The sequence below is a fragment of the Bacillus cereus group sp. N24 genome, from assembly GCF_016483345.1.
Classification (GTDB): Bacteria; Bacillota; Bacilli; order Bacillales; family Bacillaceae_G; genus Bacillus_A; species Bacillus_A toyonensis.
In genome coordinates this window covers 319,646-343,887 of the sequence record NZ_JAEHCA010000001.1, presented here as the reverse complement: position 1 = coordinate 343,887, position 24,242 = coordinate 319,646, and the positions used below count along the sequence as shown (strand labels likewise).

Below are 24,242 nucleotides of genomic sequence, written 5' to 3'. Positions count from 1 at the left end.
AATTGATACGTAAGGTAGCGGGATTTTTAAAATTCATTTATTTAAAAAGTTAAGTAGAAAATTTTTATCATCTAAATAACTTTCATTACATTAGCAGGGGATACTAATAGAAAAGCGTGTCCCTTTACCTAATTCACTCTCTATCTCTATATCTCCGTTTAATTCTTTAATAATACTGTAAGCAATCATAGTACCAAGTCCAGTCCCTTTTTCTGTTGTTGAATAAAACGGCAAAGCAATTCGTTTTATTTGTTGAGATGACATTCCAACACCTGAATCAATAATATCAACTATAATATTACCTTTTATTTTTTGTATATTTATTTGTAATACTCCACCATTTTTCATAGCCTCAATTCCGTTTTGTATGATGTTGTTTAGACAGATTCTGAATTTTTCGGGGTCCCCATTTATATAAAAGGAAGCTGTACTATTTTGTTTTATGTCAACTTTGTATGATAGAGCGAGTGGTGAAATAGTTTCTTTCACCTGATTTAATATGTGATTAATATCTATTTTCTCTTTTAGGGTGTTCTTTGGTTTGGTTAAAGATAAATAGTTATTGATAGTAGATTGTATTTGCTGCATTTCAATTAACATGATTTCTAAGTATTGATCCTGAGATAGCTTAGAGGCATGTTTTTCATTTAATAATTGAGTGAATCCATGAACCGTGGTTAGTGGATTGTGGATTTCGTGTGCAATTGACGCCGCTAGTTCGCTAGCTATATAAAATTTTTCAGCCCGTTGCAGTTTTTCTTTCATTTTATATTTCTCAATCATTCCCTCTATTAAATAAACTGATAATAATAATGTGAAAATATTAATGATTATATAATTTAATAAAAATTCTATGAGAGTAGCGTCTATTTTACCTCCTGTATTTATTTGAGTTACAATACCGCAGATAGAAAGTGAAGCTGTACATACTAAAATAAGGAGTAAGCTTAATAATATCTTTTTTTCTTTAAAATGCATAGGTAATAAGTAACGGAAGAGCATTGTTATACCAGAAATAATTGTAAAGATAATAAATGATGGAAGAACGCCATTTCCACCTAAGTAAAAGCGATAAGAAAGATATAAAATTCCTATAAGAACAATGTTTTTTATATTTCCATACAGAAAAACTAATATGATAGGAATAAAACGTAAATCATAAATAAAGCCAGCATGTAAATGAAAAGGAAAAGTCATACAAAAAATAATAGCAATAGAGGAGAGAGTAGAAATTAACATATTATTACATGTTATTTTTTCTCTAAATTCTAGCCAAAATACGTGATAGCTAAGGATACAAATTATTATAATAAAGGTATTTAATAAGAGAGTAGAAATTCCCATAGTTTTGCATCTCCGATAGTTTGTAAGTAGGATTATGTATAAGTTGGACCTAGATGTTTAGTATTAGTAGACTTTCTATCTAAAAAAGGAAGGATACTTGAAAAAATGTTATTATATTACTCGTATTAGAATTGATGAGGAAGATAGAAAAAATAATAGATAAAAAATCTACTTGAATTTATGTACATATGAAATTAGAAAATAACTTTTGTATAGATAAAATTGGGATTGAATTACTGGTAAAATAATGGGTTTTTGAGTGTGAATATTCTGTGAAAACAATATATATGACGACCATTGTTTTGTAGCTTTCGTTATATTAACATGGAATTTACCGAATTACAAAGTGAAAATTTAAAATTTTTTTATTCATATAATTTATCTGAAATGAAAACACTGTTCACTCGAGTATTGTGGTAATGAATCGTATACATTTTGTGTGAAAAAACCTTTGAAATTAACATGTTCTTTTTTATAAAACATAATACTGTAGCTTTATCTATGTGAGTTACTCAATAAATGTTAATACGTAAAGTTATTATATGTGTATTTAAGGATATGAATTATTACATAAAAACGCACTTAAAAAAGAATGTATGATGGTAATAGAATACAAACATCAAGGGGGAACTTAAAATGAAGTTAAATAAACTAGTGCTTAGTTGTGGAGTGATTTCGGCATTAACACTTGGTGTGTTAGGGAATAATACTTATGCTGAAGAAGTGCACAAAACGAATGATGCAATTAATATAGTTGAACACGTTCCTGCAGACATATTATTAACTCAAACAATGGATTATAGTGGAGAGGCTGTCACTTCTTTTGTATATAATGGGAGTACTGATTTAAGCTTCTTTATGAAAAATAATGGCCAAAATACAATGGGGTATAGTGTAAAAGGCCCAAATACGGAGTTAATTGTTGGTGGTTATATAAAACCTGGAGAACAACAAATTAATGTTACAAATGTACGGAATGCTTTATCTCCATTACCGATTGGAACATATAAAATTTACGTTTCAAATGATGATGGTTCTAAGGGACAATTCCAAGTTGCAGTAAGATCTATGAATTAAATTTAAAAAACCTTGTTTATGAGCTGATTTAATTTTTACTTTCTGGAAAGAGATGATATTGACCCGAGAGTCCCCCATAAAAGTAAAAACGAGCACCCTTATGTAATTGTGAGAGGGTGCTCGTTTTTTGTTATGAAACAGAAAAGAATTACTTCCAACCACTTATAAAGACATTTTGATATTTCCTTCGCTAATCTACTAGTTTGTGTAAACGGGAGAATGTCCATTATGAAAGATTTCAAAATAAAGGTGACTTAACATGCAGCTAAATTATATAGGGAAATAGAAAAACCACTCTTATATGAGTGGTTTCTAATCATTATTTTTAGGCTATACATTTAAAATTAGGCTAAGTTATAGAAATAATAAACATTTTATCCGTGGTTATTATTTTGGTTCTGGATAATGATTGTAGTATGAGATTCTAATAAATTCTTGGTAGATATTTGTTAATTTAGCATCTCTAAGAGCATCGTTGAATTTTTGCATACGTACACTACCTTGAGCGTAGCCTCCACCAGGAGTATAAGGGTTTCTAGCTTCAAAGTCATCCATAAATACTTTTAATTTTTTATAGTCTTGAGATTGATAGAAAGCCGCGGCCTCTTCAGGAGTGACATCAAAGTAAGAGGATGATGTTGAGTTATAAGAAGCTGCTTGAGCACTAGGTACCTCTAGCATAGTTGCAGCTCCACCGAACATAGTAAGCGCCATAGAAGATACAATAATTTTTTTGAACATAATAAAACCTCCATGTAGAATATTTGGATTAATAGTAATGCTGTAATCATTATAGTTACAACGAAGGTGATTATCAAATGCAATGTTGCATAATTAATTCTTTGAATAAGAAGTTCCCCTTATATCTAAATGGAGGAGTGTAATAATGAATTAATAGAGTAAAAGAGGGGTACATATTATTCGGGGTAACAAGAAAATGAAAAGAAAAGGCTATTTTTAATTGGGGAAAGTTAAAAGGAATAATAGTTAACAGCTGAAGTTACCATTATTGGGAATTTAATTTCGTTTATTTGTGTTGAGAAATAAATAGTATAAGTTGTATAAGGCGAAATGAAGGAAGATTTCTTATAGATTTTTCGTTTAACAAAGTATGTTAAACGAAAAATCATGTAATAGACTACGAAATAATCTTTCCAAAATAAAATATAGTTTGGCTGAAAATTAGAGGACATTAATTCATTGAAGTAGTAATTACTGTTTTTCAGGATAGGGGTCTTTTTTTATTTAAGAAAGAGAATATATTTTCTCAACAGGACAAATGGTAATCATCTATAAGTACTACTTATAAGGATAATAGGAAAATAGAAATAAATAATAAAGGAGAATACGAAATGACAACATTACTATCTAATAGAAATCGAGTTAAAATTAGTGAAGAAGATGTAGATGTATTAAAGGTAATGGCACATCCCGTTCGATTACAAATTGTAAATGAATTAATGCACCATAAAATGTGTAATGTTACACAGTTAACGGAAATATTAAGACTCCCGCAATCCACTGTTTCACAACATCTATCAAAATTAAAGGGAACCGTACTCCGTGCAGAAAGACGAGGGTTAGAGATGCATTATTATATTGATAATGCTAAGGCCCGCCAGATTATAGGGATTTTAGGTTTTTAGGTTCATACTACGTAAAAAGTTTCCTAATATAAAATAGGGAACTTTTTTTGAACAAATTGTACATATTTATAAATAGAATGGAAAGAAGTAAGCTAGTAATTTAAATAGTGGCCTCTTTTAAAGATAATTAAATATGCCAAAATATATGATTACAAAGCGAAACGTTTGATGCCTTTTTTTATTTATTAGGTAAAAGCAATTGGGTGGATTTTCTTACAGTAATGGTTGGATAAAATAGAAGATTACTAACTTGAACAAAAGAACTACTAGTTACATATTTAACATACATATTTATCTGGTTAATTGCAGTCGTGTTTTGGAATCTGTATATAGTAAACTCATTTAAAAACTTGAAAAATATTAAAATGTGTAAATTTTATGACTATTTAGTTAAAAATATTTAATATTTGTAATTTTTTGTTTTATAATGATAATCGGGTTGCTCGTGAATGTTTTAGATATTGCGATATACACTCGGATAAATTTATTTTAGGGAGGGTTCAAAATTGGGTAAGAGAGTTATTATAAGAGTTTTTACATTATTATCAGTACTGGCATTATTCCTTAATGTGTTTTTACCAAGGGCTAGTGCAGAAGTTATGACGCATGAAAAATATTCAATGGAATGGAGTTATAGTAATAGTCTAGGTAAGTACATTCGGACTGAATTTATTAAAAATTCAAGCGGTCAAATTGCTTATTGCTTAACTCTTGGATTAAAATCACCAAATGGTGAAGATCTTCCTGAAATGGGGAAAACAGATAATGTAGTATATAAGGTCTTATTAAATGGTTTCCCACAAAAAAGTACTCAACAGCTGGGAGTAGCTAATGAAAATGAAGCGCATTATGCAACTCAGCTTGCGGTCTGGAATGCATTAGGTCAACTTGATGTAAATGAATTAAAACATGAGAATAAAAATGTTGAAAAAGCAGCTAAGGCTATTATTAATAATGCTAATAATAGTGAAGAGACGCAAGATATTTTTATGAATGTGATTCCTGCTGAAAAGCAAAAAGCAGAATTAAAGGGTGAGTTCTTTGAAACGAATCTATACACAGTACAAACAAATGCTAAGAGTGGTTCTTATAAGGTAGTGGCGAAAAATGCCCCTAATGGAGTTAAAATTGTTAGTGAAAATGGTGAAGTGAGAGATCAGCTTTCAGTTGGGGAAAAATTCCGTATCCAAATTCCTAAGAACACAAAAACAGGTGAATTTAATTTAAGTGTTGCTGCTAATTTAACTAAAGTTCAAGCAATTGCTTACCGCGGCACGGATACTGTTCAGAATGCTACAGTATTATTAGAAAGAAATGAAGAAAAACTTAGTAGTGATCTTGCAGTAAATTGGGAAGCAACTGGTTCTTTAAAAATTAAAAAGGTTGGAGAAAATGGGGAAGTTCTAGCTGGTGCAGTATTTGAAGTCTTTAATGCAAATAATGAATCAGTTGGAAAAATCACGACTGGTGCTGATGGTACTGCAGAATTAAATAACCTACAAATTGGTACATATACAGTAAAAGAAATTAAAGCACCAACAGGTTATGTTTCAGGTGATAAACCACAAACTATTGAAGTTAAAACAGGGGAAACAGGAGCTGTTCAAGTAGTAAACAATAAAGTAAAAGGTAACATCGAAATAAAAAAACTTAGTGATTCAGGAAAGATTTTGCCAAATGTTGAATTCACAGTCTTCACTGAAGATGGAAAAGAAGTGAAAAAAGTAGTAACAAAAGAAAATGGAATTGCAAAAGTTGAGGATCTTACGTATGGTAAGTATTATTTCTTAGAGACAAAAACACCTAATGGATATCTTGAAAATAAAACAAAGTATCCTTTTGAAATTAAAGAGCACAATAAAACACTTACTTTTACAGTAGAAAATACCGAAGTAAAAGGTAGTGTAAAATTACTTAAAGTAGATAATGAAGATATCAGCAAAAAATTAGAAGGTGCAGTATTCGAGTTAAAAGATGCAAGTGGGAAAGTTATTGGTGAATATAAGACAGATAAAAAAGGTGAAGTTAACGTCAAAAATTTAGCATATGGTAAATATTCATTTGTAGAAAAGGCTTCTCCAAATGGTTACGTTCTTATTAAAGAACCGATTGTGTTCGAAATAAAGGAACATGGGAAAATTATTGAGTTATTAGCAGTTAATCATCTTATCAAAGGTGATCTAGAAATTACAAAAGTTGATGTAGCTGATGGAAACAACAAACTTCCAAATGCAGAGTTTACTATTTATAATGAAGCAGGAAAAGAAGTAGTAAAAGGAAAAACAGACGATAAAGGTATCGCGAAGTTTGAAAAGTTACCATTTGGAAAATACACATATAAAGAAACTGTTGCACCAAAAGGTTATGTATTGAATGAAGAAACGTTCTCTTTTGAGATCAAAGAGAATGGTCAAATCATTAAACATATTGTCAAAGATGAAAAGATTCCTTCAATAAAAACAACAGCTACTGATAAAACAGATGACACAAAAGAAATGCACACGTCTAAGTCTGTAACAATCCAAGATAAAGTGGAATACAAAGATCTACAAATAGGTAAAGAGTACACTGTAAAAGGTAAATTAATGGATAAAAAAACTAATAAACCATTAGTTGTAAATGGCAAAGAAATAACAACTGAAACTAAGTTTACACCAAAAGAAGCAAATGGTTCTATTACATTAGATTTTACATTTGATGCAACTGGTTTAGAAGAAAAAGAAGTAGTAGTATTCGAAGAGTTACTGAAAAACGGAAAAATTGTTACAACACATGCTGATATCAACGACAAGGGTCAAACAGTTAAGTTCGTTAAGCCTTCAGTAAAAACAACAGCTACAAACAAAGCTGATGGTGGAAAAGAGATTCATGCAAATGATTCTATCACTATCCAAGATAAAGTAGAGTATACTAACTTAGTTGTTGGCAAAGAGTACACTGTAAAAGGTAAATTAATGAACAAAGCTATTAAAGAACCATTATTAATTGATGGTAAAGAAGTAATAGCTGAGACTAAGTTTACTGCAAAAGAAAAGAATGGTTTTGTAACAGTAGCATTTACTTTCGTTGGTGCTGAACAGCAAGGAAGAGAAGTAGTCGTGTTTGAAGACTTATTACATGAAGGTCAAGTAATTGCAACTCATGCAGACATTAACGATGCAGGTCAAACAGTTCGATTTGTAGAGCCTTCAATAAAAACAACAGCTACAAACAAAGCTGATGGTTCTAAAGAATTAGACGCTACAAAATCTGTAACAATCCAAGATAAAGTGGAATACAAAGACTTAATCGTGGGTAAAGAGTACGTTGTAAAAGGTAAACTAATGGATAAAGCAACAAACAAACCATTATTAGTTGAAGGTAAAGAAGTAACAGCAGAATCTAAGTTTACTGCAAAAGAGAAAAATGGTTCTATCACATTAGATTTCACATGTAATGCTTCTGCATTACAAGGTAAAGGAGTAGTAGTATTTGAAGAACTGTATCAAGATAGTGTCTTAGTAGCTATTCACGTTGACATTGAAGATAAGGGACAAACAGTGAAATTCAAAGAGGTAAAACCGGAACAACCTAAACCAGAACAGCCGAATCCAGATAAAAATACTCCAACATCAGAGCAACCTAAAGAGCAAGTAAAAGAACAACCACAACCTAAGAATGAAATTCAATCTAAAATTGGATGGTTACCGCAAACAGGTACTAACCTTACTAGTTGGATCTCTATGGCTGCAGGCGCATTACTGTTAATTGTAGGTGGAGTGATTTTCTTAAAACGTAAAAATGCATAGAAATTAAAAAATAAGCACATCTGTTTTTATAACAAGATGTGCTTATTTTCTTACGTATTTTTGATCTAAAATGAAATTTGTTGTAGGATTAATTAAATTCATTCCTTGTTATGCAAATATATTTCTAGTGGAAATAAATTCTTCATTATTTTGCCCTGGACAGACTTTATAAAAAATGGTTACGTTTCCTAATCATGAAATAATCCTCTCAAATTGCAATCCTACTTTTTGTAAAAGCTTTACTGCATCAACAATATTTGTAGAAGTAATTGCTACAAAAGTTTTTCAAATGAAATTTATAAAAGCTTGATAGGCAATACCAAGAGAAAAGACCGTAGCTACCATATGTGCAGTCCATTTAGGCATATTTAATTTCAATACGGTATTGTACAAGATTCCATATACGATACAAATGCTTAATACAATTGCAATGAATTGAAGAACTAACAAAAATAGTGGTTGTTCCATTTATTCTCACTTCCTTTATTTAATATATTAATATAATTAATTTAGAAGTGGAAGTTTTATTTCTATAAAGTTCCAAAAATGTAATGTGAAAGGAGTATTGGTAATTACAAGAATTGATACAACTATAATGTAACTCAAAAGATTATTATAAAATCAGTAAAATAACAAAAAGGTCACCATGAGTGGTGACCTTTTTATTACGCGTTATACCCGAATAATTTTAAATCTTCTCCTGAGTCTGAAATTATCTTTTCGAACTGCAATCCTACTTTTTCTAAAAGCTTTCCTGAGGTGATGTTATCTATAGAAGTAATTGCTACAATTCGTTTCAGTCCAAGTTTTTGTACACCGTATTCGATTACCGCAGAAGCAGACTCTTGGCCATATCCTTTTGAACGGAATTTTTCTAAAAAGGCAAAGCCGATATCAACATCTTCTAATGAATCTCTTTTAATAAGACCGCACATACCAAGTGGCGTGAGATCTTCTTTTCTTTCTACTAAGTAAAGGCCAAATCCGAGTTTGTTATACATATCGACTGGTCCGTTTACGATATAATTTTTTGCGTCTTCTAAGTTTTTAACCCCTTTATCACCAATAAACTGAATCCATGCAGGATCGTTTACTAATTCAAGAATAAACGGAGCATCATTTATATCGAGCCAACGAAGAGTGAGTCGTTCAGTTTCAAGAACTATCAGTGTATTGCACCACCTTTAAATGTTATAACAATTAGTATGGATTGCGTAATACAAAAGTGCAACATATTTTATTTACGCTCTACTTGTTCACATAAAGTTCGTTTGTTTTGTATAAAAGGATATTTTATAATTAGATTTGATTGTAAAGAGTGAGATACTTATACAATGACTCCTAGGTGACTAGGAGTTTTTACTATATAACTATCATTATTACTAAATATGACACACTACACATTCTACTCAAGGAGGTACATAATGAAAAAATTATATAATGCATCGTTTACGTATTTAATTATCGGTTTATTGTCAGGAATATTTGCTAGGGAGTATGGGAAGTATAAAGGGATTTTAGGCTCTACTTTATTAAACCTTTTACATACACATACACTTGTACTTGGTTTTTTCTTCTTTTTAATTGCTTTAGGATTAGCAAAAGTATTCGCGTTTCATGAAGTGAAAGGATTTAATAAATGGTTTGTTTTACATAACATTGCATTAACTTTAATGTTAGGTTCGCTGGCAGCGAGAGGGCTTCTTCAATTGAATGGAGCGGATTTTAAAGAGCTAACGTATATTGTAGGTTTTTCTCATTCGTTGATGGCAGTTACATTAATTTGGTTTATGTTGTTAATAAAGAAGTCATATAAAATGTAGTTTGAAAAGAACTTGTAGCGGGTGCTGCAAGTTCTTTTTTGTATGCTTAAAGTTCAATAATCTTATTTTTCTAATTATTTTGTATAAAAATGGTATACTTATTTTAAAACTAAAAAAGGAGAGTTAGTTATGGAAATAACAATTGAGCATTTAGTAAATGAATTAAAGGATATGCTTCCTGAAGATCGAGTAGTAATAAATGAGACAGTAAGAGAGTTACATAGTAAAGATGAATCATATCATGCTAGTAGTTTACCTGATGTAGTTGTTTTTCCAAAAACGACCGAAGAGGTTAGCGGGATAATGAAAGTAGCAAGTGAGCATAAAAAACCTGTCGTTCCATTTGGGGTAGGCTCTAGTTTAGAAGGACATGTAATTCCGTATGAAAAGGGGATCACAATGGATTTTTCTCTTATGAATAAAATACTTGAAATAAGGGAGAAGGATTTTCTTGTGAGAGTACAGCCAGGAGTGACCCGCTCTCAGCTTAATAAAGAATTGAAAAAGTATGGATTGTTTTTTAGTGTAGACCCAGGAGCCGATGCAACGTTAGGTGGAATGGCTGCTACAAATGCAAGCGGAACGACAGCGGTTAAGTATGGCGTAATGCGTGATCAAGTTCGTGATTTAGAAGTGGTTCTAGCTGATGGAGGCGTAATACATACGGGGAATTTAGCAGCGAAGTCATCATCAGGTTATCATTTAAATGGTATTTTCGTAGGTTCAGAAGGGACGCTTGGATGTTTTACGGAATTAACTTTAAGAGTATATGGTATACCAGAGCATGTTATGGCAGCGAGAGCATCGTTTCCAACTATAAATGATGCAGTAGAGGCTGTTATACATATTTTGCAAGCAGGTATTCCGATTGCCAGAATTGAACTTGTTGATGAATTATCTATGAAACAAGTAAATCATTATAATGAAACAAGTTATAGAGAAGAACCTACACTGTTTTTAGAGTTTCATGGCAATGAAGCGGGGCTAAAGCAAGATATTGAATTTACGAAAGAAATCGTTCTTGATCATAAATGTAAAGAAATCGCGTTTGAGACGGAAACTGCGGCGAGAAATAAATTATGGGATGCAAGACATAACTTAGCGTATTCTTACGTGCATAGTTATCCTGGCAAAAAACTAATGAGTACAGATGTATGTGTGCCGATTTCAGAATTAGCTGGTGCGATTCACCATGCGAAAGAGGTATTACATAAAGTAGGTCTTATTGGTGGTATTCTCGGTCATGTTGGAGATGGGAATTTCCATGTACTCTTAATGATTGATACAAAAGATAAAGAAGAAGTGAAGAAGGCAGACGAAATAAACGAAAGTATCGTTCTATATGCTCTTAAACGAGGTGGAACGTGCACGGGAGAACATGGCGTTGGAGTCGGAAAACGAAAGTATCAAGAAGAAGAACATGGGGCGGCATTATTCGTAATGGAGAAAATAAAGAAAGCTCTTGATCCGCAAAATATTTTGAATCCGAATAAGGTGTTTCAGTTAAAGGATAAGGGATGATTGGGTGAAAGTACTAGAAGCGATAAGTAATATAGCTGGAAAGTATTTTGCATTTTAGGTTATTTGTATTGCAGCTATTGCATATTTCATTCCCACGCCATTTCTCGGGTTAACTAGTTACATAACAATTTTACTTGGGGTTGTCATGTTTGGGATGGGGTTAACATTAAAGGCTGTTGATTTCAAAATCATCGCTACAAAACCATTGCCAGTTATTATCGGTGTATGTGCTCAGTTTATTATTATGCCACTTGTCGCATACGTACTCGCCTACGTTATGAATCTACCAGCGGAATTAGCAGCTGGATTAGTGTTGTTCGGTTCAGTACCGGGTGGCACCGCATCAAATGTTATGGCTTATTTAGCAAAAGGAAATTTAGCGTTGTCTATTGCAATGACTGCCAGTAAATGCTATGTCTATGTTTCTTTCTATCGTACAAGGCATTATCGTGCCTATCATTTTGGGATTATTAGTGAAGAAGTTTTTTCCTTATACCGTTAATAAAGGAATGACTGTAATACCTTTAATATCGGTTATAGCAATTATCATTATTGTTTCTGCAATTGTTTCAGCAAATGTAAGTAGCATTACTTCTTCAGGTCTTCTTATCTTTGTTGCAGTGATGCTCCATAATGCATTTGGTTTTTTGCTCGGGTATATAACTGCGTTCGTACTTGGATTAGATGAAGGGACTAGAAGAGCCATTTCAATAGGAGTAGGAATGCAAAATGCAAAGGGGAACTTTATTGATAAAAATTTATCAATAAATATAGAAAAATAAGAGACGCGCATTTCATTTGAAATAGAGGAATGATAAAGAATGCAAAAACGTATTGTACATTTTGAAGGACTGATTGTATTTTTAGCCACGATTTATATGTATTCGATATATGAATTTGGTTGGATTATATTTTTTGTATTCCTTTTAGCGCCGGATTTATCAATGTTAGCATATGGGATCAATAATCACGTTGGTGCTAAAATATATAATGTATGTCACACATATATCATATCCATATTAATTGTACTAATAGGTGTCTATTTTAAGATAGATACCGTTCTAATGATTGGCTTAATATGGACAGCACATATTGGAATGGATCGAATGTTTGGATATGGATTGAAATATGAGACGGATTTTAAGGATACTCATATTCAGAGGTTATAAGAGATGGGTGTAATGTGGACAAATAATAAATTGAGGAGTTGAATTTTAAACAATTGTTGAGAAATATATATAAATATGGATATAAATAATTGAATTGTGTTACTTTTAGAATAATTAAAGAGGAGGGGGAGGGGTTTCAATGAATATACAAATCACGGGTAATAAATTAATTACCAAGATGCTGAATGATTGGTACCAAAATATCAGAGCCCAACGAGTAAGTGAAGCGAAAAAAATAAAGGAAGAGATTGATAAAAAGCTACATATTATCGAAGAAGATATAAATGTTTTATTTCACTATTATCTTTTAGATTTTCGATATAAAGTGCTAATTGATGGTATAGGTATTTCAAAAAATTCTTTTGATAAAGTGGATTCGTTGCCTAAACCGAACGATGAATTTTTAGAATATTATTATTATTTATTCAAATCCATACATTCTACAATTCTCTCAAATTATAGTGAAGCGAGTAACTATTTTGATAAAGCGGAAGGATTACTAAAGCATATTCCAGATGAAGTTGAACAAGCAGAGTTGAACTACAGAGTTTCTACATTAAAATATCAAATGTATCAAGCATATTCAGCTATTGAATATGCTTCGAAAGCAAGGGATATCTTTGCAAAACATGCAGGGCATGAAATGAATGTAGCACTATGTGAAAATGTTTTGGGATTATCTTTTTCAAAATTAAAACAGCATGAAAGAGCAGAGGAGTATATTGTTTCAGCATTAAATACTTTGCAAAAAAAAGATGCTGAAACACTAGTTTTAAGAATAAGGCATAATTTGGGATTATTGTATGCGAGCCAAAACCTTTCAGTCTTAGCTATTAGGCACTTATCAGAAGTTTCTAAAAAAATGCCGAATCATTATAAAGCTATTTTTATAGAGGCAGGAGAATATTATAAAATAGGAGAAATAGAAAAGGCAAAAGAGTTAATTGAAATTGGATTGGAAGTTTGTAAAGAATTAAAAAATGATGAATATAGGTATCATTTTTTAATTCTAAAGGAATTTTGTCAATGTTTAAAAGCAGAAAACGTAGAAAAAATTATACTTGAAAGTTTTGCTTACTTTGAAAGAGAAAATTTAACCGAATATATCTGCGAATATGCTGAAAAGCTGGCAATAGAGTTTCATAAAGAAGGCAATATAGAACAGGCTGAAAAGTATTTTTATAAGGCTTATGAAATGAGAAAAAGAATATTTGACAAAGGAGCGTTGAAATAATGAAAAAAATCGGATTAACTATTATGGGATTAGCGGTTGCTGGTGTTGTATCTTTAAGTATTGGCGGTATTTTAGCTGAATCTAAACAAGAGGCACATGAAAATTTTTCGATATTAAACCTTGATACAAAACAATATGCTGCTCATGGAGATACGCCTGCACCTGCAAAACCAGATTTTTTAGTAGTAGAACGTGTATAAATATAGAGTGAAGTATTTTTGATTTGAAGTCGGCATTTTTAGTTGATTTTAAAAATGGACATTAAATAAGTTAACTTAAAAGGTGTTTTCAATATTGAAAACACCTTTTAAGTTTGTTGTTAACAGTTAATATAATTAGAAATGTTCTTTTAATTGCAATCAAGTCCCACAAAAAGTACGATAAGGACGATTCGTAGGCACGGGTGGAACGCAGTATTCTTCTTGCTCTGCAGAATAAGCATAAGGATTTGATAAAGCTTCAAGAAGTTTCTCCATTACGCTATAATCTCCATCTGTAACAGCTGTTTCTAATGCTTCTTCCACACGGTGGTTCCTTGGGATGATCGACGGATTATTATTTTTCATCATCTCATAGGCGTTCTCTTTTGATTCTTCTTGTTTTTCTAATCGAGATTGCCATAGTCCGTACCATTCTTTAAATTCTGGACTTTCGAATAGAGGGGTATTTTCTAACGTATCGAGAGTTAAAGAACGGAAGGTATTTGTATAATCCGCTTTATATTTCTCCATCATTTTTAAAAGTTGCTCAATAAGTGATTGATCTTGTTCCTCGTTGCTAAATAGTCCTAATTTCTTTTTCATTCCAAGGAACCACAGGTTTTCATACTGTACGCTAAATTTTGAAATTTCGTCTTGTGCAATCTTTAATGCTGCTTCTTCATCTTCATGTAGGATAGGTATTAAAGATTCAGCTAAACGAGCGAGATCCCAAGCAGCCATATATGGTTGGTTTCCATATGCATAACGGCCTTGTGTGTCAATAGAGCTAAATACGGTTCCTTGGTCGTAATTGTCCATAAATGCACAAGGACCGTAATCAATCGTTTCCCCACTAATCGTTATATTGTCAGTGTTCATTACACCATGGATAAATCCAACAAGTTGCCATTTAGCGATAAGACTTGCTTGTCTTTTAATGACTTCTTGTAGTAATGCAGTATATGGATTTTCATGAGATTCAATTTCTGGATAATGCCTTTTGATCGTATAGTCAGCTAGTGATTGAAGATCCTCGATAGAACCACGAGCGGCAGCATATTGAAATGTGCCAACACGTATATGGCTACTAGCAACCCTAGTTAAAATTGCTCCGGGTAACTTTGTTTCACGATATGTTGGTTCGCCAGTTGAGACAACTGCTAAACTTCGAGTAGTTGGAATATCAAGTGCATACATTGCTTCACCAATAATATACTCACGTAGCATCGGACCGAGTGCAGCACGACCATCACCGCGGCGTGAATACGGAGTAGGGCCAGAACCTTTCAGTTGAATGTCAAAACGTTTACCGGAAGGAGTAATTTGTTCGCCAATTAAAAGGGCACGACCGTCGCCTAACATATTAAAATGTCCGAATTGATGACCGGCATACGCTTGAGCTAATGGATGAGCTCCTTCAGGGAGTGCATTACCAGCGAAAATAGCAATTTCAACTTCTTTTTTCAATTCTTCAGGATTAAAGCCGAGAGATATTGCTAGTGAATGATTTAGTTTAACTAGCTCCGGTGAACTTACGGGAGTAGGGGGGATTTCTGTATAGAATGATTGTGGTAAAGTCGTATAACTATTATCTAAATTCCAACCAGCTTCATTATTTTTAGTCATTTTATCTCCTCCTCTTTTGTAATTAGGATATGTATTTGTACGTATGTATTCTTTGTAAAGTTAACTAAAAGTATAATATAATATTTCCCCTTGCAATCTATTGTAAGGACTTCATTGCACAATGTCTATTTAACAGCAAATTTAAAACTTCCATTTTAAGAAAATGGAGGTTTTATTATTATTTCATTTTTACAATTATTTTTCCTTTTGCTCTTCCAGACTCTGAGTATTCCATTGCTTTTTGAGCATCTTCAAAAGGGAAAACTCGATCGATTACAGGTTTGATTTGTCCAGCTTCAATATAGTTTGCAATAGTACGTAATTGATCCCCGCTTGGCTTCATAAATAAAAATGAATATTGAGCATTATGCTTTTTTTCAAGTGCGGTAAGTTTTTTGCTGGCTAATGAAAATAAGAGAGTTTTAAAGAATCCTGAACCAAATTCTTTACCGAAGTGAGCATTCGGCATGCCTGAAACGGAAACAATGTTTCCTCCGCTTTTTATAATATTGAATGATTTTTCAAGTGTTGCACCGCCGATTGTATCAAATACCGCATCATAATTTTTTAGTACATCTTCAAATTTCTCTGTTTTATAATTAATAATTTCATCTGCGCCAAGAGACGTTACTAAATTCGCACCAGCTTCACTAGCAGTCGTTGTAACAGTGGCACCCATTATTTTTGCTAACTGAATAGCAAAAGTACCAACACCACCGGATCCAGCGTGAATTAAAATCTTTTGTCCTTTTTGTAATTGCATGATGTCATGTAATGCTTGATATGATGTTAAGCCAACGAGTGGAATCGAAGCAGCTTCCTCAAAACTTAAATTATTAGGTTTTAAAGCTATATCATCTTCATGAATGGCTATATACTCCGCGAAAGTACCAATCTTATTTTTTCTTGGGCGTGCATATATTTCATCACCGACTTTAAAGTTAGTCACTTTTGCCCCAATCTTTACGATGACACCGGAAAAGTCATTACCAAGTATTAGGGGCATTTCATATTTCAGTAACATTTTTACTTTTCCGTCGCGTATTTTAAAATCAATTGGATTAATGCTTGCTGCATGAATTTCTGCGAGCACTTCATACTCATTTATTTCAGGAGTAGGTACCTCTGTCATACGCATTGGGACTTTTCCATATCTATCAATTATCATTGCTTTCATTTCTTATACCTCCAAATACCGTATCTTTATTTCAATAAAAGTTGTGCAATAGCTTTTCAATATCTAACACAAGATTTTTTAATAAACCTAATTTTGTACGTATATCAATATAATAAAAGTTTTTTGTGCCTTCTTTTCGCATTAAAATAATACCAGCTTCTCGTAAAATCTTAAGGTGATGTGATACTGCTGGGCGGGAAAGGTGTGTTTGCTTCGTAATTTCTCCTACACGTAATCCGGTTTGACATTCCGTTTCCATGAGAACTAACAAAATAGCTTGCCTTGTTTCATCGCCAATTGCCAATAATACTTTTTGAGAATCAATAAAATCTTTTTTTATAACATTTAATTGTTCTTGTTTATTCATTTCAATCACTTTGCCTCCAATAAATTAGTCGAAAGGTTTAAGATGATGAACCATTGCATCGATACGGTAATGCTACATGATTGTTGTATGAGCTGCAATATTGGGAAAGAAAATCGAGACGAATGAATTTTTTATTGTTGAAAATTATAGAGGGATAGAAAAGGGATTGGAAGGACTACATAACTCAATAGATGAAATTTTAAAAATGAAAAATGATTTAACAATAAAATAAGCGATCGCAACCTTATATAATCCATAAGGTTATGATCGCTTATAATTTTTGTATTATTTCTGATTTCTATGATAGAACATGGCTCAACGTAAAGTAAGTTCTTTTGTTTTACTCTTTCATACACACACAATTCAGGTGGATTATAGATGTATGAAAAGGTAAAAGGGATTTTGGAGCGTAATATATCTATATGATAATTCAAAATGAAATATAAGTCTATATTTTAATGGTTTTTTTAATTATATTTATGATACTGAGCTCAGAACAATGATGTGGAGGATAAATATATGAAACCAAATTATGTACCAGTTTTAATTGTTGGAGGGGGATTATCAGGATTAGCGTCTGCGTTATTTCTTGCAAAACATAATATTAGGTACTTACTTATTGAAAGACATCCGTCTACTGCAATTCATCCGAAAGCAGGCGGGCTTACTTTACGTACAATGGAGTTATTTCGAGAAATAGGTTTAGAAAATAGAATTAAATTGGCGGGGAAAGCACTAGAAAATTGCCGAGGAAGAATAGCGGTTCGTACAATAGCTGAGGCGAATCAGGAAGAATTGGAAAAAATGAGAGCCACTCAGTATGGAAACGATGAAAAGTTACTTCAAAAAATAGAAGAGATTAGCGCATCAAAACAAACTGCTTGTTATCAAATTATTTTAGAAGAAATGATGTTACAAGAAGCGAAGACATTAGGCGGAGAACTATCTTTTTATCATGAATTAATTTTATTTGAACAAAATGAGAACGGAGTAATAGCAACGATTCGAGATCGTGAAACAGAAAAAGAGAGTATCATACATTGTGATTATGTAATTGCGGCAGATGGGGCGAAAAGTAAAATACGTGAGCAGTTAGGGATTAAAACTGAGGGTCGTGGAACCATTGGTGGCTATTATATAAATATTTATTTTGAAGCTGATTTAAGTGAGTTTATACAAGGAGACGCATTCGGTTTTTCTATGGTACTTCATCCGGAGGTTCTTGGTGCACTCATCCCGGTTGATAACGTAAAAAAATGGATTTATCATGTAGCCTACGATCCATTAAAAGGAGAGGGGCCAGAGGATTTCAATATAGAACGTTGTAAACAAATTATTCAAACAGCAATTGGAAGTACAAATGTTGAACCAGAAATATTAAGTGTTCTACCGTGGGAAGCGAGTGAAAGTACAGCGATAAAATTTCAAGAAAATCGCATTTTTTTAGTTGGTGATTCTGCACATATTATGCCGCCAACAGGAGGATTTGGTTCAAATACGGGAATACAAGATGCGCATAATTTAGCCTGGAAGTTAGCTGCTGTTATAAAAGGGAAAGCAAAACCGAAATTGTTAGAAACATACCATGATGAGAGATACCCTGTTGCAAAATTAACGACGGATTATGCGAGTAGTTTATTATTTCGTGCTGCGAATAGAGAGGAAGGCAGTTTGAATAATATGGATGGTTTAGCTGTAACTGTTGGGTATCAGTATTGTTCAGAGGCGATTATAGATGACTCCAACACTCCGCATAGAATGGATGTAGTAGAGTTGAACGGAAGACCTGGCACGCGAGCACCACATTTTTTGGGGGTGTATGAAGGGAAAGAAGCTTCTATACTAGACTTATTCGGTAACAATTTTGTATTACTTACAGGAATAGAAAATTGTTCTTGGGATGAAGCTGCACATGATGCTTCATCTAAATTAGGAATAAATATAAAAGTGTATCGAGTTGGTCTAAGTGGAGACTTTATTGCTCAAGAAGATGTTTTTAGCAAATTATATGGGATAGAGAAAGGAGGTGCTGTATTGATTAGACCTGATGGCTTTATAGGGTGGCGTTCAGGGAAAGAGGTTATATCTCCAATAAACACAGTACTTGAAGAGGTTATGAACAATTTATTATGAAATTTTCAAATAAATAAGGAAGTGTGGTTGTATATAAATTATCCACTTTTTAACTAAAAATTGTAAAAAATGAAAGTTGTTATAAAAGATAATAATATTATGTAAATAAAATAGTTGATAAAAACAAAAAGACATTATAGCTAATCATTGTCTATAAAAGTCTGATCAGTGTGAACTAATACTCAATGGAGGATGCATAAAACTTGGTTGATTGAAGTTTTACTTTATTAAAAAATCATATTCACAAAATTTAATAGGTTTGGTATGATTAATTTCGACAAGTTAATAGAGGCCGGAGATATTTGAGAAAAGCCATAAATTTATTTAGGGATACAGGAGTGTCCTCTAAATAAATTATGGCTTTTTTTATTGAATGAACCGTACACAATAGGGAGTTACATGTGAAAAGGAGGCTATAGGAATGAAATAGTTTTCTTTATTAATAACATAGAGAAAATATATTTGTAAGATTGGAATTTTAATATAGGCTTATAAAAATAATGAAAGTATGTCTTCTATTTCGTGTAAATCTCATTAGCTTGTTGAAATTTGCAACGTAGGAAGGGTTAGAAGGATGAGAAAAATTATTAGCGTTTTAGTTATTTTCTTTATGACGGGAAGTATCTTTGCTGGGGGAGCTGTTCATGCGAAATCAGAAGGGAAGCATGAATGGAATACGAATAAGTTTTTAAATATTGCACATCGCGGAGCAAGTGGACATGCACCTGAGCACACTTTTGCTTCTTATGATTTAGTGAAAAAAATGAAAGCGGATTATTTGGAGTTAGATATTCAATTAACTAAGGATGGCCAATTAATTGCAATGCATGATACAGCAGTTGATCGCACTACAAATGGTACAGGGGAAGTACGAGATAAAACATTAAGTGAAATAAAAAGCTTAGATGCAGGATCTTGGTTCAATAAAGCTTATCCAGAAAAGGCTAAGCAAGAGTACGTTGGTCAAAAAGTTCCGACTCTTGAAGAAATCTTCCAAAAGTACGGAAGAAGCATGAGGTATTACATTGAAACAAAATCACCAGATGTGTATCCAGGAATGGAAGAGAAATTATTAGCTTTATTAAAAAAATATAATTTAGTAGGTCAAAACATGTCTTCTAGCCGTGTTATGATTCAATCATTTAGTAAAGATAGCTTAACAAAGATTCATAGTATGAATAAAAATATTCCGTTAGTTCAACTGCTTTGGTATTATCCAAATGAAAACAATGAGATTGTTGAGTGGTCTAGTATTACACATGAACCGAAAAGTGTAACGAATGATGATTTTCAAGAAATTAAAAAGTATGCAGTTGGTATTGGGCCAAACTTACGCAATGATAACGGAGAACTAATTATTGATGAGTCATATATGAAAATGGCTAGGAAAAATGGACTGTTAATTCACCCGTATACAATAAATGAGAAACCAGATATGAGATTGTTAATTAAATGGGGTGCTACAGGAATGTTTACAAATTACCCTGATCGATTACATAGTGTGTTAAAAGAAAAATAAAAGAGATAGGAAAAAGAGTATACCAATGTTTTTGGTATACTCTTTTTTATAATATGAAATAGAATTTGCTACTTTTATGCTAGATTATAGTAATAGGATACATATTCTTCTAGACCATGAACCTCTTTTTCAGGTGGCTCAATACCACCTTTTCTACCGTAGCAAACATTTCTCAAGTATTCTCCAAAAATCATAGAGCGACTCTTTTCATTTTCCATCCAATTATATCTATTAATTATAAACTCACCATCGAAGCTTGTATCAAATGTATATGGGATACAAGTAATAGTTTTAGGTAAATGTTTTTTTAATACTCTATATTGCCGACCAGCTCCTAAACTTTTGCATACAAATAGCAGCCGATTAATCTTTGTGAAATCAAAAATCTTTTTCGCTTCAATTACATTAGCGATAGAATGGAGGGAGTTTGTTTCGAACATGATAGCATCTTTGGGTACGCCATGTTCAATTAATTTATTTACAATTACTTCTGCTTCTGACAAATCCCCGTAATTCCAGCTCGGATGTTTCATACCATGTAAACTAGTACCACCTGTAACGATAATTTGATTTCCTAAACCTTGTCGATAAGCTTCTAGAGGAGTTTGCCAATTGCCAGGATGAGAACCGCCGAAAACGAAAATTGCATTACATTTTTGTGGTGTTATTTCTTTTAGAAAAGTGATTTCTGTAATTTGATCGATTTGTTTTTTCGTAAGAGTAGGGACATCAGGATATTTAGGTATTACCATTTGAAAACCTCCTATATGGTGAAATGATAAATTCATTATATAGCGATTTTGTCAGGTAAAAAAAGGGAAGCTTTTCATTTGAAAGTACCCCTTTTAAGATAACTCTCCAATAAACCAAATCTCTTTTTTATCGATTGCATCTTCATCATAAATGACTTCTTGAAAGTGCAACAGTTGGGCAGTAGGGCAAATTGAAATTCCACATGTTTCCCAAAAATTAATTTCATTTGAAAGAGGGATCCATTTTTGAGATTCATTATTTCTATTGAAAAAATTTTGAAAGTAGTCATCGTTTTTAAATACGATAATTTGCGATCTCCATAAATTTTCTATAGAAATTATAGTAACAACTCGATATGTATGTGCATCACTCGGTTTTATTTTAATTAAATGATTTACTCGATCTATTAAGGTTTGTATACATAATCGTTTTACTTTTCTAGGTGTTTTATGAGACTCGATAAAAGCTTGAGAAACTGGTAAAGGCATATACCAATATTCATCGTTATAGAAAGTAGAAGGGAACGTTTTTGTATGTTCCTCAATGCGTTTAATCATAGTGTTTGTTTTTCGTTTCATACCACGTATTTTCTTTTCATGCATTGTGAGTCATCTCCATAAATTTTTGTAATGCAGCTGAGTGAAAAATATCTTTTCTAGTAATAAAAGTAGTAGGGATTTTTTTGAAGCTATTTGGTAAAGGGTTGAATGATACGCCATGTTCATGCTCTTTTAAAATTGATTTCATCATAATCGCTACGCCCATACTTGATTTTACACATGCAAGTATAGCTTCAATTGTTCCGAATTCTAATACTCGTTTAGGCGAGATCCCTTCTTCTTGAAGCCAGTCTTCTAATAACCTTCTATAATAGCACCCGTGACTAAAGGCAAGTAAATTCATGTCTCCTATGTCTTGGAAAGAGGATAAAGGATTTTTGCTAATGAGAACTAATTCTTCTTCACGAAATACATTTGCACGAAGTTCAGCGTGCTGAGTAGTTCCAGCGATAAATGCTCCGTCTAGTTTTCGGTCTAATACGAGATGGGTTAGCTGTTCCGTCGTATTTGTTTCTAAAACTAATTCGACTTGTGGGTAATTCTCATAGTAGTTCACTAATATGGAAGGAATCCGAACAGCTGTTGTGGATTCTGTACATCCGATTTTTAAAGTGCCTTTTGGTTCGGTTCCATTACTTTGGACCGCTTTAACAGATTGCTCCATTAAGTGGATGATTTTTTTTGCGTATGTTAATAAAATCTCGCCGTTAGAAGTTAAAGTAACACCTTTTCCATTTCGATAAAATAAAGGCACACCTAATTCGTTTTCTAGTTGTTTCATACGCATCGTTACACCAGATTGTACATAGTTTAAATTTTTTGCTGCATGAGATATATTTCTTTCTTTTGCAACTTCGTAAAAAACAGTTAAATCTTTTATGTCCACGTATCATCCCTCCGAAAAAGGTATCAATTTTTTTGATGGATTATATGATTAATATTTATTTTATATGATATCAAAAATTTCATACAATGGAAGGGGATGGAGGGATCTTAATGCTAATGAAAGAGAATGTGAACAGTACTTATAAGTGGATGATGTTAATTTTTGCGACGATTGCTCAAACGACAGCGACACTTATAACGTATGGTGTCGGAGCTTTCGCTTTATTTTGGAAGGAAGAATACGCACTTACGAATATGGAGAGTGGGTTATTAGTAAGCGTTGTAAATATTGGACCGCTATTTTGCATGCTTGTTGTCGGCAAGCTACTTGATCAATATAATGAAAAATGGTTAATTACTATCAGTTCATTTTTACTCGGAGGTTCGCTCTTACTGACTAATATAGTAAATGGATTTAAAGGGTTACTCTTTGTCCTTTTGTTAGTAGGAATGTTTTATAGTGTTTCCCAGCCGGGAGGAAGTAAAGTGATACTAAAATGGTTCTCAAAAGAAAATCGTGGGTTAGCAATGGGGATCAGGCAAGCCGGTATACCGATTGGTGGTGTACTAGCGGGAGTATTAATTCCGTTACTTGTAATAAAATATAATTTGTCTTATGCGATACATGTAATAGGAAGCATTTGTATAATAGGTGGTCTTTTATTTTCTATATTTTATCGAGATTCATGTGTTCGGAAGGAAGGGAAAGAAGAACGTATAAAAACCTCTTTTTGGGTGCAGTTAAAATCAGTGATGCATAAAAAAGCGTTGTATCCAATTTATATAACTGGTATTTGCATGATTTCATTACAAATGGTGTTAGTTGGACATTTTATAAATTTTTTAGTAATGGAACAATCAATTACACCTATTTTAGCCGGAAAAGTATTTTCAGTTATGTTCTATTCCGGAATGATTGGCCGTATTACATTGGCAGCTGTTAGTGATTTGTGTTATAAGGGAAACCGGCGCATCCCTTTATTTATATCGGTCTGCACTTCTATCTGTTTTATTCTTATGTTAGTAATGAATATACATACAATAAGGAGTGAGTTCTTGTATGTTGTAAGTGCATTGTTAGGGTTCTTTTCGATTGGCTGGTTCAGTCTTTTTATAATTGAAGTTGCAGAAACGGCAAGTGAAGAATCTGTAGGGATGACAGTGAGTTTTGCTCTTACATTAAATCAAATTGCTATTATTGTTGCACCTGTCTTATTTGGGTATATTGTAGATCAGAAAGGGTATACGTATGCGTGGTTGTGTATAGTTGTATTACTAAGTATTTCAGTACTCAGCTTATATAGGGAGAATAAAAAATAAAGGAAAGTTAGCAATGTGAATTTTTGGTGAAGAAAATATAAAGAAATGCCATATGAGCGACATTTCTTATTGAATATGCTGTATAATCAAAAAAGAAAAT

The 24,242-nt window shown here is 32.6% G+C and carries 21 protein-coding genes and 1 pseudogene; 12 read left to right on the top strand and 10 right to left on the bottom strand.

From position 1 onward, the window contains the following. Positions 1–90: 90 nt before the first annotated feature. A complete protein-coding gene (locus JDS95_RS01695) occupies positions 91–1,344 on the bottom strand; it encodes an ATP-binding protein (RefSeq protein ID WP_144467321.1) in 1,254 nt (417 codons plus the stop codon). A gap of 636 nt (positions 1,345–1,980) precedes the next feature. Here JDS95_RS01695 and JDS95_RS01690 point away from each other — a divergent pair. Next, positions 1,981–2,421 (top strand): hypothetical protein, encoded by a 441-nt coding sequence (locus tag JDS95_RS01690; protein WP_000773514.1) that lies wholly within the window; start codon positions 1,981–1,983, stop codon positions 2,419–2,421. 387 nt (positions 2,422–2,808) lie between these two features. Here the strand turns inward: JDS95_RS01690 and JDS95_RS01685 are convergent, their stop codons facing one another. Then, positions 2,809–3,162: a hypothetical protein gene (locus JDS95_RS01685; RefSeq protein ID WP_000473491.1), complete on the bottom strand. Its 354-nt coding sequence runs from the start codon at positions 3,160–3,162 to the stop codon at positions 2,809–2,811. Between the two features lie 611 nt (positions 3,163–3,773). On the opposite strand from JDS95_RS01685, the gene JDS95_RS01680 reads away from it, so the two are divergent. Further along, positions 3,774–4,067, top strand: a complete 294-nt coding sequence (locus JDS95_RS01680) for an ArsR/SmtB family transcription factor (RefSeq protein WP_000209595.1) — start codon at positions 3,774–3,776, stop codon at positions 4,065–4,067. A gap of 506 nt (positions 4,068–4,573) precedes the next feature. After that, on the top strand, positions 4,574–7,855 hold the full coding sequence (locus JDS95_RS01675) for a VaFE repeat-containing surface-anchored protein (protein WP_000520173.1): 3,282 nt from the start codon (positions 4,574–4,576) through the stop codon (positions 7,853–7,855). 285 nt (positions 7,856–8,140) lie between these two features. Here the strand turns inward: JDS95_RS01675 and JDS95_RS01670 are convergent, their stop codons facing one another. Further along, a complete protein-coding gene (locus tag JDS95_RS01670; RefSeq protein WP_000437516.1) occupies positions 8,141–8,323 on the bottom strand; it encodes a hypothetical protein in 183 nt (60 codons plus the stop codon). Between the two features lie 197 nt (positions 8,324–8,520). Then, positions 8,521–9,024 carry a GNAT family N-acetyltransferase gene (locus JDS95_RS01665; protein WP_000636224.1) on the bottom strand — a complete coding sequence of 168 codons (504 nt, stop codon included), beginning with the start codon at positions 9,022–9,024 and terminating at the stop codon, positions 8,521–8,523. A 255-nt stretch (positions 9,025–9,279) separates the two neighbouring features. Between JDS95_RS01665 and JDS95_RS01660 the strand changes: the two genes are divergently transcribed. The 6 genes and pseudogenes from JDS95_RS01660 (at position 9,280) to JDS95_RS01635 (ending at position 13,802) form a co-directional block, all read left to right on the top strand. Beyond that, positions 9,280–9,678 (top strand): DUF2871 family protein, encoded by a 399-nt coding sequence (locus JDS95_RS01660; protein ID WP_000737890.1) that lies wholly within the window; start codon positions 9,280–9,282, stop codon positions 9,676–9,678. Between the two features lie 129 nt (positions 9,679–9,807). Continuing rightward, a complete protein-coding gene (locus JDS95_RS01655; RefSeq protein ID WP_000406566.1) occupies positions 9,808–11,199 on the top strand; it encodes an FAD-binding oxidoreductase in 1,392 nt (463 codons plus the stop codon). 61 nt (positions 11,200–11,260) lie between these two features. After that, positions 11,261–11,933: pseudogene (locus JDS95_RS01650) on the top strand (bile acid:sodium symporter family protein); the annotation flags it as partial. A gap of 87 nt (positions 11,934–12,020) precedes the next feature. Then, positions 12,021–12,368: a DUF4260 domain-containing protein gene (locus tag JDS95_RS01645; protein ID WP_001172035.1), complete on the top strand. Its 348-nt coding sequence runs from the start codon at positions 12,021–12,023 to the stop codon at positions 12,366–12,368. Between the two features lie 139 nt (positions 12,369–12,507). Next, complete coding sequence (locus JDS95_RS01640) at positions 12,508–13,602, top strand: response regulator aspartate phosphatase (protein WP_001025510.1); 1,095 nt, start codon at positions 12,508–12,510, stop codon at positions 13,600–13,602. Further along, positions 13,602–13,802, top strand: a complete 201-nt coding sequence (locus JDS95_RS01635; protein ID WP_000719636.1) for a hypothetical protein — start codon at positions 13,602–13,604, stop codon at positions 13,800–13,802. The genes JDS95_RS01640 and JDS95_RS01635 overlap by 1 nt, the downstream gene beginning before the upstream one ends. Before the next feature lie 159 nt (positions 13,803–13,961). Here the strand turns inward: JDS95_RS01635 and JDS95_RS01630 are convergent, their stop codons facing one another. The 3 genes from JDS95_RS01630 to JDS95_RS01620 form a co-directional block, all read right to left on the bottom strand. Then, positions 13,962–15,428: a protein adenylyltransferase SelO gene (locus JDS95_RS01630; RefSeq protein ID WP_199690187.1), complete on the bottom strand. Its 1,467-nt coding sequence runs from the start codon at positions 15,426–15,428 to the stop codon at positions 13,962–13,964. A gap of 178 nt (positions 15,429–15,606) precedes the next feature. After that, positions 15,607–16,605, bottom strand: coding sequence for an NADP-dependent oxidoreductase (locus JDS95_RS01625; RefSeq protein WP_000646449.1), 999 nt, complete (start codon positions 16,603–16,605; stop codon positions 15,607–15,609). A gap of 31 nt (positions 16,606–16,636) precedes the next feature. Next, positions 16,637–16,981, bottom strand: coding sequence for an ArsR/SmtB family transcription factor (locus tag JDS95_RS01620; protein ID WP_000571879.1), 345 nt, complete (start codon positions 16,979–16,981; stop codon positions 16,637–16,639). 510 nt (positions 16,982–17,491) lie between these two features. Here JDS95_RS01620 and JDS95_RS01615 point away from each other — a divergent pair. Beyond that, positions 17,492–19,105, top strand: a complete 1,614-nt coding sequence (locus tag JDS95_RS01615; protein ID WP_139823507.1) for an FAD-dependent oxidoreductase — start codon at positions 17,492–17,494, stop codon at positions 19,103–19,105. Positions 19,106–19,679: 574 nt separating this feature from the next. Further along, positions 19,680–20,624, top strand: a complete 945-nt coding sequence (locus tag JDS95_RS01610; protein WP_144467319.1) for a glycerophosphodiester phosphodiesterase — start codon at positions 19,680–19,682, stop codon at positions 20,622–20,624. A gap of 74 nt (positions 20,625–20,698) precedes the next feature. On the opposite strand, the gene JDS95_RS01605 is transcribed toward JDS95_RS01610, so the two are convergent. The 3 genes from JDS95_RS01605 to JDS95_RS01595 form a co-directional block, all read right to left on the bottom strand. Continuing rightward, positions 20,699–21,376: a YdcF family protein gene (locus JDS95_RS01605; protein WP_085450438.1), complete on the bottom strand. Its 678-nt coding sequence runs from the start codon at positions 21,374–21,376 to the stop codon at positions 20,699–20,701. Between the two features lie 93 nt (positions 21,377–21,469). After that, a complete protein-coding gene (locus JDS95_RS01600; RefSeq protein WP_144467318.1) occupies positions 21,470–21,979 on the bottom strand; it encodes a DUF3916 domain-containing protein in 510 nt (169 codons plus the stop codon). After that, positions 21,972–22,823 carry a LysR family transcriptional regulator gene (locus tag JDS95_RS01595; RefSeq protein WP_144467317.1) on the bottom strand — a complete coding sequence of 284 codons (852 nt, stop codon included), beginning with the start codon at positions 22,821–22,823 and terminating at the stop codon, positions 21,972–21,974. The genes JDS95_RS01600 and JDS95_RS01595 overlap by 8 nt, the downstream gene beginning before the upstream one ends. A gap of 86 nt (positions 22,824–22,909) precedes the next feature. On the opposite strand from JDS95_RS01595, the gene JDS95_RS01590 reads away from it, so the two are divergent. Then, entirely contained in the window at positions 22,910–24,142 is a 1,233-nt protein-coding gene (locus JDS95_RS01590) for an MFS transporter (protein ID WP_199690186.1), read from the top strand. Positions 24,143–24,242: the final 100 nt, after the last annotated feature.